This window comes from Brachybacterium sp. (genome assembly GCF_036379615.1).
In the GTDB taxonomy this organism is placed as follows: domain Bacteria; phylum Actinomycetota; class Actinomycetes; order Actinomycetales; family Dermabacteraceae; genus Brachybacterium.
The window spans coordinates 67469-80101 of sequence record NZ_DASVGJ010000070.1; the positions used below are offsets into that span (position 1 = coordinate 67469).

Below are 12633 nucleotides of genomic sequence, written 5' to 3' on the forward strand. Positions count from 1 at the left end.
CGGGCCGCTCAGCAGCGGCTCAGCGCTGCCGCGCCGCCCAGCTCTCGAGCTGCTCGAGCGACTGCTCGATGGTCGCGCGGCTCTTGCAGAAGGCCACGCGCAGGAACGCGCGCGCCTCGCCGGCGTCCCCGTCCCGGTAGAAGGCGGACAGCGGGATCGCGACCACTCCGGCCTCCACGGGCAGGCGCTCCGAGAGCGCGTCGGCGTCGGGCTCCCCGAGCGGGCCGGCATCGGCGACCGTGAAGTAGCCGGCCTCCGGCACGCTCACCCGGAAGCCGATCTCGCGCAGCCCGGAGGTGAGCAGGTCCCGGCGCTCGCGCAGGTCGGCCGCGAGATCGTGGAAGGCGCTGGCCGGCATCGCGAGCCCCGCCGCGACCGCGGGCTGGAAGGGCGCGCCGGAGGAGTAGGTCAGCCACTGCTTGACCCCGGTGATCGCGGTGATGAGCTCCGGGCGGGCGGTGATCCAGCCGATCTTCCAGCCGGTGACCGAGAAGGTCTTCCCCGCCGAGGAGATCGAGATGGTGCGGTCCTGCGCCCCGGGCAGGGTCGCGATCGGCAGGTGGGCGGGGCCGAAGGTGAGGTGCTCGTAGACCTCGTCGGTGACGATCAGCGCATCGTGCCGCGCGGCCTCGTCGACGATCGTCTGCAGCGCTCCCACCCACAGCATGAGCCCGGTGGGATTGTGCGGCGTGTTCACCAGCACTAGGCGGGTGCGTTCGGAGAATGCCCCGCGCAGCGCGTCCTCCTCGACGTCCAGGATCAGGTCGCCGGAGTTCTCGTCGGTGCGGGAGGTGACCGGCACCGTGCGGTGCACCCCGCCGGCCAGGGCGATGATCGCCGCGTACTGGTCGTAGAAGGGCTCGAGGGTGATCACCTCGTCGCCCGGCTCGACCAGGGCCAGGATCGTCGCCGCGAGCGCCTCGGTGGCGCCGGTGCTCACCAGCACCTCGCTCGCCGGGTCCCAGTGCAGCCCGTACCACTGCGCCTGATGGTCCGCGATCGCCTCGCGCAGCACGGCCTCCCCGGCGCCCGGCGGGTACTGGTTGCGGCCCTGCCGGATCGCTGCGACCGCTGCCTCGGCGACCTCGGCGGGCGGGGCGTCATCGGGGAACCCCTGGCCGAGGTTCAGCGCATCATGCTCGAGCGCGCGCGCGGACATCCGCGCGAACACGGTCGGGCGGGGCACGCCGTCCCTCATCAGGCCGGCAGCGGCGGTGGCACGGGTCCAGGGGCCGGTCGTCGTCATGCCTCGAGTCTGTCAGAGTCGGGGCAGGTGGTGCGGCGGCCACCAGGGCCCGGGAGCGCACGTCGGCCGCGGCGAGGCGGGGACGCTGCCGCTCAGCGATTCGAGCGACGGCGGACGTTCGCGATGAGAATCGGCATCAGGTTCTGCACCGTGCGATCGGCCTTGCGCAGCGCCTGTCCATAGGCGCGGGCGTGCTTGCGCACCAGGCGGCTGCCGACGATCTGCGCGCCGGACGCGGCGATCTGCTCGTAGTCGTCCTCGGCCCGCACCATCGCCCGCAGGTAGTCCTCGCTCGCGCCCAGCAGGCGCGCCTCGACCCACTCGCGCACCACAGGGGAGGTGCGGTGCACGGTGAACCAGCGTTCGACGGCCTGCTCGAGATCGTCGGCGTCGGCCTGCAGGTTCCACAGCCGACCGCGGTAGTCGCGCAGCGTCTCGGTGAGCTCGGTCGCGAGCTCCTCGTGCCAGTCGTCGAGGTCGGACTGCTCGATGAGGCTCAGCGCGGTGCGGTGCTTGCGGGGGAGCACGGCGATCTCGCTGAACCCCTGGGTGTAGGTGGGTCGCTGGAGGGCCAGCAGCAGCGGCTGCACGATCCGCAGCGACACCCGACGCGCCACCTTGCGGGAGTGGCGCTGATCCGCCCAGATCTGCAGCAGCCACAGCGCCAGACCGATGAGCAGGCCCGTCATGCAGCCGATGACCATGTCCGGCCAGAAGGTGGACCAGTCGCCCGGCCAGCGGGGACCGCCCGCGAGCAGCGGGTCTCGGTCTGTCATCGGGGCGGTGAGGAGCACGGGGTCGGGAGCAGGCCTGGATCAGCGCTTGGGGAAGACGAGTCGGCCGTAGGTGACGTACCGGAAGGAGGTCGAGACGATCTGCCCGATGAGGGTGCCGGAGATGTTGTCCGCCAGCACCGAGTCCAGACCCAGCACGTAGCGGGAGAAGCCCAGGCAGGACAGCTGCAGGCCAGCGGCCAGGAGATTGATCAGGATGAACAGCGCGATCGAGCGCGTGGTGTCCGGCCGGGGGCGATCGCCGAAGGTCCACAGCCGGTTGCCCAGGTAGGTGAGGCAGGAGGCGACGGCGATCGTGGCCAGCTTGGCCAGCAGGGGGGTGCTGTGCATGATCCCCGCTCCCCAGCCCTGGCTGGGGCTCCAGAACACCAGCAGGTTGTACATCGCAGTGTCCAGCAGGAAGACGGCGCCGCCCACCAGCAGGAACAGGGTGGTGGGGCGCAGATGCTCCCGCGCCAGCGCGGCGGTGCGGCCTCGCAGCGAGCGATCCTCGGGGGACCGGCCCGCGGAGGATCGGCCCTCGGAGGGGGAGTCCTCCGGGCAGGGCTCGGCGAGGGCGGGCTCGAACGAGCGCCCCTGCGTGGTCCCCTCCGGCGTCAGCACGCCCGGCACTGTACCCGAGGCGCTACGATCGATCCCTGCCGTTGCGACGGGCTGGTGCCACCTCACACCGACCCTGGGAGCGCTCGGCACGACTGCGGCGACGGGTCCGCTGGTCCTGCACGGACCGCGACCCTGGGAGCGCCCGGTCATCGCCGCTGGGTCGGCCCGTCGGCTCTGCCGGACCCCTCGGTCGGGTCGGTTCTGACAGTCCGGTCGGTCCCCTCGGTCCGGTCGGTTCCTGTCGACGCCCTCCGACGGCCGGGAGCGCGCGGCACCTGCCACCACAACGCCATGGCAGACCTCTTCATGGCACGACATCTGCACGGCACGACATCTCCAAGGAAGGCCCCCATGACTCACGTCGCCCTCACCATCGCCGGCTCCGAGACCACCGGAGGCGCCGGGGCCCAGACGGACCTCAAGACGTTCCACCAGCTGGGCACCTTCGGCACTGCGGCACTGACCTGCATCGTCTCCTTCGATCCGAAGAACGACTGGGGCCACCGTTTCGTGCCCGTGGACCCGCAGGTGATCGCCGACCAGATCGAGGCGACCACGGCCGTGCACGAGATCGACACCGTGAAGATCGGCATGCTCGGCACCCCGGTCACCATCGACACCGTCGCCGCTTCCCTCGCCGAGCGCTCCTTCACGAACGTGGTCCTGGACCCGGTGCTGATCTGCAAGGGCCAGGAGCCCGGCGCGGCGCTGGACACGGACAACGCGCTCAAGGAGAAGATCCTGCCGCTGGCCACCTTCGTCACCCCGAACCACTTCGAGGCGCTCACGCTCTCGGGCATGGAATCGATCGAGAGCGTCGAGGACCTCACCGAGGCCGCTCGCCGCATCCACGACACCTACGGCGTGATCGTGCTGGCCAAGGGCGGTGTGGTGCTCGACGGCGAGGACGCCGTGGACGTCTTCTTCGACGGCGAGCAGACCGTCGAGCTGCGCAGCCCCAAGATCGGCGAGCACCGCGTCTCCGGCGCGGGCTGCACCCTCGCCGCCGCGGTCACCGCCGAGCTCGCCAAGGGCGCGACACCGCTCGAGGCCGCACGCACCGCCAAGGCCGTGGTCACCAGCTCGATCGAGCACCGCCAGGCCGGCGCGACCCCCTTCGATGCCGTGTACCAGGGCGCCTACCAGGGCTGACATCGCCGTGGACCAGGACTGACCAGGACTGACCAGCGCTGAGCCCATCGCTGACGACAGCGCTGAGGCCAGGGCCCGGGCGAGTTCCGGCAGGCGCGGCGCGGAGCCGTCCGGGCGACCGGGCGGCCCCGCCCCGCGGAGTATGACGCCCGGTCACGAAAACGTTCCGACATGCGGTCAGCTGTGCCGTGATGTGGACAGATGTCGCGGGGCACAGCATTCTCAGGAGATGGACGAGAGCAGCATCACCCGGGAAGCGGGTCGGACGAAGAGCATCGGCGAGCCCCTCCTCTCTGCGCGCGGAGTCGACAAGTTCTTCGGCGACTTCCAGGCGCTGAAGAACATCGACCTGGACATCCATCGGGGCGAGGTGGTCGCGCTGATCGGTGCCTCCGGCTCCGGGAAGTCGACCCTGTGCCGCTGTCTGAACCGGCTGGAGACCATCACCTCCGGGGAGATCACGATCGACGGCGAGCGCCTGCCCGAGGAGGGCAAGGACCTCACCCGCCTCCGCGCCGATGTGGGAATGGTGTTCCAGAGCTTCAACCTCTTCCCGCACCTCAAGGCCATCGACAACGTGACCCTCGGCCCGCGGCGGGTGCGCGGGACCTCGAAGGCGGACGCGGATAAGCAGGCGATGGAGCTGCTCGAGCGCGTGGGCCTGGCCGACAAGGCAAACTCCCTGCCCACCGCGCTGTCCGGCGGCCAGCAGCAGCGCGTCGCGATCGCCCGGGCTCTGGCGATGAAGCCCAAGGCGATGCTCTTCGACGAACCCACCTCGGCGCTCGATCCCGAAGTGATCAACGAGGTCCTCGACGTCATGACCGAGCTCGCCGGGCAGGGGATGACGATGCTCGTGGTCACCCATGAGATGGGCTTCGCCCGGCACGTCTGCGACCGCGTGGTCTACATGGACCAGGGCGAGATCGTGGAGCAGGGTGATCCCGAGGAGTTCTTCACCGCCCCGCGCAGTGACCGGGCGAAGGCCTTCCTGTCCAAGATCCTCGCTCACTGAGTCCCGTGCCGGACCGTCCCGGCACAGCATTCCCCGCACCATCCGCCCGTCACCGCCGCTCCCGTCACCACCAGCCCCGTCACCACTGCTCCTCCCGGCGCAGCTCGAGAAATCGGAGAGACCCATGACCCGCACCAGCTTCCGACCCGGCCGCCGCGCCGTCGTCGCCGCCGCAGCCGCCCTGCCGCTCATCGGCCTCACCGCCTGCTCCACCGACACCGGCGAGGGTCCTGACCTCGGCGCCGAGGGCGAGGACGGCGAGGAGGGCGGGTCCCCCCTCGCCGACGTCATCGCCTCCGGTCCCGTGGCCGCCGAGGACGCCATCGCCGCGAGCCCCTGGGCCACCGCCATCAAGGAGAAGGATCAGCTGATCCGCGGCGGCACCGTCGCCAACCAGGTGTTCTCCCTCGCCTCCACCAGCGGCGGGCAACCCACCGGCTTCGATGCCGGCATCACCCAGCTGCTGGCCCGCTACCTCCTCGGTGAGGGCGGCGAGGAGAAGGTCGAGTACATCGACACCACCGTCGAGACCCGCGAGACCATGGTCCAGAACGACACCGTGGACTGCGTGATCGCCACCTACTCGATCACCCCCGAACGCCTCGAGGTCATCGACTTCGCCGGCCCCTACTACCTCTCCGGCACCGCCATCCAGGTGCGCGCCGAGGACAAGGACTCGATCTCCGGGCCCGAGGACCTCTCCGGGCTGAACCTGGTCACCCAGGCGAACTCGACCGGCATCCAGGCCATCGAGGAGCACGTCACCGATCCCGGCGAGGTCACGACGCTCCCGGACAACGAGTCCTGCGTCGCGGCGCTCAAGCAGGGGCGCGTCGACGCCTACGTGCTGGACCAGGGCGTGCTGCTGGGCAACTCGGCCGCCGACCCCGAGGTGGTCGTGGTGGGCGAGCCCTTCGTCGACGACCCCTACGGCATCGGGCTGTCGAAGGAGAGCGAGGGCGCGCTCGATCTCGTCAACACCTTCCTGCAGGAGATCATCGACTCCGGCACGTGGGACGCGCTGTGGGCGGCGACAGTCGGCGAGGTCGTCGACGGCGAGGCCCCCGAGCCCCCGGTCCCCGGCGACCTGCCGGCCTGATCCGCCGGGTCCTGCACCGACCCTGACCTGCGCCGCCGGGGAGCGCCCGCGTCGAGCACCTCTGCCAGACGTACCTGCTGAGCACTCCCCGTCGGCCACCACCGACCGCACCGAGAGGCATCAGATGGACGCCATCCGTGAGAACCTCCCCCTGCTGCTGCAGGGCATCGGCACCACGATCGCGCTGACCGTGTGCGGCTACGTGCTCGCGCTGGTCCTGGGCACCGTCCTGGCGGTGGCGCGGGTCAGCCCGATCCCGCCCCTGCGCTGGGCGGCCACGGTGTACGTCGAGATCTTCCGCAACATCCCGCTGCTGAGCCTGCTGATCCTGATCTCCTTCGGCCTGCCGGACGTCGGCCTGCTGCTGCCGTACTTCTGGTGCGGGGTGCTGGGGCTGACGCTCTCCTCGGGGGCGTTCGTGTGCGAGAACGTGCGCTCGGGCATCAACACGGTGCCGATCGGCCATGCCGAGGCGGCGCGCTCGATCGGACTGGGCTTCTTCGGGACGCTGCGCTTCGTGGTGCTTCCCCAGGCTTTCCGCTCGATGGTCCAGCCGCTGGTGAACGTGTTCATCGGCACCGTGATCGGCTCCGCGCTGTGCTCCGCGATCGCGGTCCAGGAGGTCACCTGGGTCACCCAGACCCTCAACATCCGCTACGCCCAGGCGGTGCTGATGTTCATGATCGCCGGCGCCGTCTACCTGATCCTCTCCCTCGGGGGCGCCGCGCTCGGCGGCGTCATCGAACGGGCCGTCGCCCCCGGCGGCAGGGGCCGCTCAGGCACCCGGGCCACGCTCGACGTCACGGCAGGAGCGCAGGCATGAGCACCAGGGCCGGACGACGAACTTCGAGGAACGAGCGGGAGGAGAGGGCCGCATGAGCACCAGCTCCACCGCCACCCAGGTCCTCTTCGACGCGCCCGGGCCCAAGGGCCGTCGGCGGATCCTGCTGCTGTCGATCCTCAGCGTGGCCCTGCTGCTCGCGCTGCTTGCGGGCGCCCTGTGGCAGTTCCACGCCAACGGACAGCTCGATCCGAACAAGTGGATCGTCTACCTGCGGGTCGACTACCTCGCGTTCCTCGGTCAGGGACTCTGGGGGACGCTCAAGGTCACGGCGCTGGCGGCCGTGGTCGCCTTCCCCTTCGGGCTGCTGCTGGCCCTGGCCAGGCTCTCGCGGTTCACGCCGCTGCGCGGCCTGGCCGTGACCTGGATCGAGTTCTTCCGCGGCATCCCGATGCTGCTGGTCGTCTACGCCTTCCTGCTGGCCCTGCCCGCCTTCGGAGTCACCTTCCCGCGGTTCTGGATGCTGGTGATCCCGATGATCCTGGTCTCCAGCGCCTCCACCGCCGAGGTGTTCCGGGCGGGCATCAAGGCGGTCGAGAAGGGCCAGCACGAGGCGGCCGACGCGATCGGCCTCAGCCGCCGCGACGCGATGAGATTCGTGGTGCTCCCGCAGGCGGTGCGTCTGGTGCTGCCCAGCCTCATCCTCGCCCTGGTCACCCTGCTGAAGGACTCCACCCTCGGCTATGTGGTCAGCTACAACGAGCTGCAGTTCCAGGGCAAGACGCTCGTGTCCATCACGCGCTACCTGGTGCAGACCTATCTCGTCGTCTCCGTGATCTACATCGTCATCAACCTCCTGCTCACCCGCATCGCCCTCGCCCTGGACGCGCGGATGAAGGCCCGCGCCGCGGCGAGCTGAGCTGCAGCGCGCGCACCCTCCTCCCGACCCACCGGAAAGCTGGACCCCGTATGTGCCGTCTGCTCGCTGTCGTCTCCCGTGACCCCATCTCCCTGGACCGGGCCGTGGCCGAGGAGATCGAGCCGTTCACCGCCCAGTCCGAGGTGCACGGCGACGGCTGGGGCGTGGCCTGGTTCGCACCCACGGCCCCCGCCGCCTCCGAGGCTCCTGCCGCCTCCACGGCACTGGCCAACCCCCGTCGGCCGCAGATCCGTCGGCATCTGGACGTGGCGCGCGAATCCGCCGCCTACCGGGAGGCGGTCCGCGCCGCGACCGGGCCGCTGATGCTGGTCCACCTGCGCAAGGCGAGCCCGGGCTCCCCGCTCGAGAACGACAACACCCATCCGTTCCGCGAGGGGGAGACCGTCTTCGCCCACAACGGCCAGTTCGATCTCCCGCCGGGTCTGCGTGCGGCGGTCCTCGCCCGCGGCGGGCGCACCCCGGAAGGCACCACCGACTCCGAGCTCTTCTTCTCGCTGATCGAGCTGCACGCCCGGGACACCGATCCCGCCACCGCCGTCCAGCGCGCGGCCGCCGAGCTCACCGCGCTCGGCCTCCAGTACGGAACACGGGTGCCGGAGGCGCTGAACTGCGTGTACATGACTCCCGACCTTCTGGTCGCCTACCAGCAGTCCGATCCCGCGCAGGCACGTCCGCACCACACGGCGGACAACTACTCGCTGCGCTACCGGATCGACGCCGACCGCATCATCGTCGCCTCCACCGGCATCCCTCAGACCGGGTACCTGGAGGTGGGGGAGGGGCAGGCGCTGATGGTCCGCCGCAGCGACCTCAGCGCCTCGGTGCGTCCTCGGCTCCCCGAGCTCCTCGGCTGAGCGCCTCGCACGGACCCCGGACCGGGCGGTCCATCGGCCCGCCGTGGCGTTCATCGGTCCCCTCCACTCGATAAGGTGGGATCTCCGGCAGTGTCAGCTCGTCCGCCCGACCCCTCTGGGAGGCCCCGTGATCGGCTTCGAGAATGTCCGCAAGGAGTATCCGGGCGGCACGCTCGCGGTCCAGGACTTCAGCCTGGAGATCGCCTCGCACGAATCCGTGGTGCTGGTGGGCTCCTCCGGGTGCGGCAAGACCACCCTGATGCGGATGATCAACCGCATGGTCGAGCCCACGTCCGGCCGGATCCACATCGACGGTGACGACGTGTCGGGTCTGGATCCGGTCCAGCTGCGCCGCAGCCTGGGCTACGTCATGCAGGCCGCGGGCCTGCTCCCGCACCGCACCGTGCTGGACAACATCACCACCGTGCCCGTCCTGCGCGGCGCCACGAAGCGGGAGGCGCGGGAACGGGCCCACCAGCTGATGGAGACCGTCGGCCTGGATCCCGCCCTCGCCCGGCGCTATCCCGCGCAGCTCTCGGGCGGCCAGCAGCAGCGCGTCGGGGTGGCTCGCGGACTCGCCGCCGATCCGAACATCCTGCTGATGGACGAGCCCTTCGGCGCGGTCGACCCGATCGTGCGCAGCGAGCTCCAGCGCGAGCTGCAGCGACTCCAGAAGGAGCTGCGCAAGACCATCGTCTTCGTCACCCACGACATCGACGAGGCGTTCCTGCTCGGGGACCGCGTCGTGATCCTGAAACCCGGCGGGAACATCGCGCAGGTCGGCACCCCGCAGGAGATCCTCGCCGACCCGGCCGACGAGTTCGTCGCGTCCTTCGTGGGCGCCGACCGCGGGGCGCGGACCCTGCACGTCGAACGGGTCGACGGCCGCGACGTGGTGGTGGACGCCGACGGCCGCGCCGCCGGCGTGCTGAGGGAGCACTCGTGAGCTGGGTGCTCGACAACCTCGACGTGATCACCGCGCACACCGGCTCGCACCTGCTCCAGGCGCTCCCGCCGATCCTGATCGCCTTCCTGCTCTCGCTGCCGCTGGCGAAGCTGGCCAACGCCCGCGGCTGGCTGCGCACCTCGGTGACCACCACCTCGGGGCTGATGTACGCGATCCCCTCGCTGCCGCTGTTCGTGCTGCTGCCGGGCCTGATCGGCACCGGGGTGCGCAGCCCGCTGAACATCGCGGTCGCGCTGACGCTGTACGGACTCGCGCTGATGGTCCCCGCCGCCTCGGACGCCTTCCGCTCCGTGGACCGCAGCGTGCTCGGTGCCGCCACCGCCCAGGGCTACGCCCCCCGGGCCCGCTTCCTCCAGGTGGAGCTGCCGCTGGCCGGGCCGGTGCTGCTGGCGGGGGTGCGGGTGGTCGCCGTCTCCACCATCTCGCTGGTCACCGTCGGCGGCGTGCTCGGCGTCTCGAGCCTCGGCATGCTGTTCGTGGACGGCTTCCGCCGCGGCATCGTCGCCGAGATCCTCACCGGTGTGGTCCTCACCGCCGTGCTCGCCCTGCTCATCGACGGCCTGCTCGTGCTGCTGGGCCGTGCCCTGATGCCCTGGACCCGGGCACAGGGGGTGAGGCGGCCATGACCGGCAACCCCTTCCTCGACGCCTTCGGCTGGCTCGCCGACGGGACGCGCTGGTCCGGGCCCTCCGGGATCCCGCTGCGCACCCTCGAGCACCTCGGATACACGGTGCTCGGCGTGGCCGTCGCCGCCCTGCTCGCCGTGCCGCTGGGCCTGCTGGTGGGGCACACCGGGCGCGGCAGGTCCCTCGCGATCGCCGCCGCCGGGGCCGCCCGCGCGGTGCCCACCCTGGGCCTGGTGACCCTGTTCGCGCTCCTGCTCGGCATCGGCCTCACCGCTCCGCTGCTTGCCTTCGTGATCCTCGCGATCCCGTCCCTGCTGGCCGGCGCCTACTCCGCCGTCGAATCGGTGAATCCGGCGACCGTGGACGCCGCCCGTGCCCAGGGCATGACCGAATGGCAGATCCTCACCCGGGTCGAGCTCCCGCTGGGCATGCCCCTGCTGATCGGCGGGGTGCGGGGCGCGACCGTGCAGGTCGTCGCCACCGCGATGCTCGCCGCCTATGTGGGCAACGGCGGGCTGGGTCGCTACATCTTCCAGGGACTCGGCACCCAGAACTACCCGCAGATGATCGCCGGCTCCCTGCTGGTGATCGCGCTCGCACTGCTGCTCGACCTCGCCCTGCTGCTCACCCAGCGCCTCACCGCCCCGCGGGAGACGGCTCCCGCCTGAGATTCCGGGGCGCGCGAGTCCTCGGACCCCGCCCCCGTCGGCCGCACGACCCACGACCTGACCGTCCCACCACACAGCCTCAGGAGAACCTCATGAGCATCCACAGCACCCGCCGCCACCTGCTCGCCGCGTTCGGCGCAGGAGGGATCGCCCTCGGCGCCGCCGCCTGCGGCAGCTCCGACCCCTTCGAGGAAGAGGGTGCGGAGGGCGGCGCAGGCGGCTCCGACGGCGGCGGTGCGGGCGACGGCACCATCGTGATCGGCTCCCAGGCCTACTACTCCAACGAGATCCTCTCGGAGCTGTTCGCCCAGGTGCTCGAGGCGGAGGGCCTGACCGTCGAGAGGCAGTACCAGATCGGTCAGCGCGAGGTGTACATGCCGGAGCTCGAGAGCGGAGCGCTGGACGTGATGCCCGAGTACCTCGGGAACCTGCTCCAGTTCTACGATGCCGAGGCCGCCTCCGCGACCCCGGACGAGATCGCCTCCGCGCTCGGGGAGTCCCTTCCCGAGGGTCTGCGGGTGCTGCCCTTCGCCGAGGCCACCGACCAGGACTCCTACACCACCACCTCCGAGTTCGCCGAGCAGCACTCCCTCACCACGATCGGGGACCTCGCCGGTGTCGAGGAGGACCTGACGATCGCCGCCAACAGCGAGTTCGAGGTGCGTCCCTACGGGCCCGAGGGCGCGAAGTCCGTCTACGACGTCGACGTCACCGTGGTCCCGGTCGAGGACTCCGGCGGTCCGCTCACCGTGCAGGCCCTCACCGACGGAGACGTACTGCTGGCCGACATCTACACCTCCGATCCCGCGATCGCCGCCAACGACCTGGTGGTGCTCGAGGACCCGGAGTCGATGATCCTCCCGCAGAACGTGGTGCCCGTGGTCTCGGCGAAGATCGACGAGGCCGGCGAGGCCGCGATCTCCTCCGTGACCGAGGCGCTCAGCGCCGAGGAGCTCATCGAGCTGAACCGTCGCAGCGTCGAGGACCAGGCCTCCTCTGCGGACATCGCCACCGCCTGGCTGAGTGAGAAGGGCCTGGTCTGATGCGGATCGCGGTCACCGGCGCGACCGGGCGGATCGGCGGGCAGGTGGCCCGGCTGCTGGCCCCGGTCCGCGAGATCGAGCTGCGGATGGTGGGGCGCAGCCTGCACCGCGCCCCGCAGCTCGAGGGCGTGGAGGCGGTGCGGGCGGAGTTCTCCGACGCCGTCGCCTGCCGTGAGGCCTTCGCCGGCGCGGACTCGCTGCTGCTCGTCTCCGCCGGGGAGTCCGCGGACCGCCTGGACCAGCACCGCATCGCGATCGACGCCGCGGCCCGGGCCGGGGTGGGGCACGTCGTCTACACGTCCTTCCTCGGCGCCGCAGAGGACGCCGAGTTCACCCTCGCCCGTGACCACTGCAGGACCGAGCAGATGCTGCGGGACTCGGGGCTCTCCTGGACGATGCTGCGCGACAGCTTCTACGCCGACGTGCTGCTGGACTTCGCCGGCGAGGACCGGGTGATCCGGGGCCCGGGCGGCACCGGACGCTGCGCCTTCGTGGCGCGCCGAGACGTGGCGGAGGTGGCGGCACGGATCCTGCGCGACCCCGTCCCGTGGGCGGGCCGGACCCTGGACCTCACCGGACCGGTCGCCGTCTCGCTCGCCGAGGCCGCGCTGCTCATGACCCGGTCCCTCGGTGAGGAGTACGAGTTCGTCGACGAGACCCTCGCCGAGGCCCGTGCCTCGCGCGCCTCCTACGGGGCCCCGGACTGGCAGCTCGACGCGTGGATCAGCACCTACACGGCGATCGCCTCGGGCAGGCTCGACGTGGTCAGCGATGACGTCGAGAACGTGCTCGGGCGGGCGCCCCAGCCGCTCGGGGAGGCCGTCGCTGATCCGCTGTGACCTGCA

14 protein-coding genes are annotated in these 12633 nt (G+C 71.1%); 11 read left to right on the top strand and 3 right to left on the bottom strand.

The window, feature by feature from the left end; all coding sequences use genetic code 11:
• Positions 1 to 19: 19 nt before the first annotated feature.
• The 3 genes from VF289_RS16670 to VF289_RS16680 form a co-directional block, all read right to left on the bottom strand.
• Positions 20 to 1246 (bottom strand): aminotransferase class I/II-fold pyridoxal phosphate-dependent enzyme, encoded by a 1227-nt coding sequence (locus VF289_RS16670; RefSeq protein WP_330885077.1) that lies wholly within the window; start codon positions 1244 to 1246, stop codon positions 20 to 22.
• A 92-nt stretch (positions 1247 to 1338) separates the two neighbouring features.
• Positions 1339 to 2022, bottom strand: a complete 684-nt coding sequence (locus VF289_RS16675; RefSeq protein ID WP_330885079.1) for a hypothetical protein — start codon at positions 2020 to 2022, stop codon at positions 1339 to 1341.
• A 39-nt stretch (positions 2023 to 2061) separates the two neighbouring features.
• On the bottom strand, positions 2062 to 2643 hold the full coding sequence (locus VF289_RS16680) for a GtrA family protein (protein ID WP_330885081.1): 582 nt from the start codon (positions 2641 to 2643) through the stop codon (positions 2062 to 2064).
• A 351-nt stretch (positions 2644 to 2994) separates the two neighbouring features.
• On the opposite strand from VF289_RS16680, the gene VF289_RS16685 reads away from it, so the two are divergent.
• The 11 genes from VF289_RS16685 (at position 2995) to VF289_RS16735 (ending at position 12627) form a co-directional block, all read left to right on the top strand.
• On the top strand, positions 2995 to 3795 hold the full coding sequence (locus VF289_RS16685; RefSeq protein WP_330885083.1) for a hydroxymethylpyrimidine/phosphomethylpyrimidine kinase: 801 nt from the start codon (positions 2995 to 2997) through the stop codon (positions 3793 to 3795).
• A gap of 229 nt (positions 3796 to 4024) precedes the next feature.
• Positions 4025 to 4810 (top strand): amino acid ABC transporter ATP-binding protein, encoded by a 786-nt coding sequence (locus VF289_RS16690; protein ID WP_330885084.1) that lies wholly within the window; start codon positions 4025 to 4027, stop codon positions 4808 to 4810.
• 124 nt (positions 4811 to 4934) lie between these two features.
• Positions 4935 to 5909, top strand: coding sequence for a glutamate ABC transporter substrate-binding protein (locus VF289_RS16695; RefSeq protein WP_330885085.1), 975 nt, complete (start codon positions 4935 to 4937; stop codon positions 5907 to 5909).
• 124 nt (positions 5910 to 6033) lie between these two features.
• On the top strand, positions 6034 to 6732 hold the full coding sequence (locus tag VF289_RS16700) for an amino acid ABC transporter permease (RefSeq protein WP_330885087.1): 699 nt from the start codon (positions 6034 to 6036) through the stop codon (positions 6730 to 6732).
• A gap of 52 nt (positions 6733 to 6784) precedes the next feature.
• Positions 6785 to 7609 (top strand): amino acid ABC transporter permease, encoded by an 825-nt coding sequence (locus tag VF289_RS16705; protein WP_330885089.1) that lies wholly within the window; start codon positions 6785 to 6787, stop codon positions 7607 to 7609.
• 50 nt (positions 7610 to 7659) lie between these two features.
• A complete protein-coding gene (locus VF289_RS16710; RefSeq protein WP_330885091.1) occupies positions 7660 to 8484 on the top strand; it encodes a class II glutamine amidotransferase in 825 nt (274 codons plus the stop codon).
• A gap of 127 nt (positions 8485 to 8611) precedes the next feature.
• Positions 8612 to 9430 (top strand): ABC transporter ATP-binding protein, encoded by an 819-nt coding sequence (locus VF289_RS16715; RefSeq protein ID WP_330885092.1) that lies wholly within the window; start codon positions 8612 to 8614, stop codon positions 9428 to 9430.
• Positions 9427 to 10077, top strand: a complete 651-nt coding sequence (locus tag VF289_RS16720; RefSeq protein WP_330885095.1) for an ABC transporter permease — start codon at positions 9427 to 9429, stop codon at positions 10075 to 10077. The genes VF289_RS16715 and VF289_RS16720 overlap by 4 nt, the downstream gene beginning before the upstream one ends.
• Positions 10074 to 10745 (top strand): ABC transporter permease, encoded by a 672-nt coding sequence (locus tag VF289_RS16725; RefSeq protein WP_330885097.1) that lies wholly within the window; start codon positions 10074 to 10076, stop codon positions 10743 to 10745. Before VF289_RS16720 ends, VF289_RS16725 begins: the two co-directional genes overlap by 4 nt.
• A gap of 92 nt (positions 10746 to 10837) precedes the next feature.
• Entirely contained in the window at positions 10838 to 11788 is a 951-nt protein-coding gene (locus VF289_RS16730) for an ABC transporter substrate-binding protein (RefSeq protein WP_330885099.1), read from the top strand.
• Entirely contained in the window at positions 11788 to 12627 is an 840-nt protein-coding gene (locus VF289_RS16735) for an SDR family oxidoreductase (protein ID WP_330885101.1), read from the top strand. The genes VF289_RS16730 and VF289_RS16735 overlap by 1 nt, the downstream gene beginning before the upstream one ends.
• Positions 12628 to 12633: the final 6 nt, after the last annotated feature.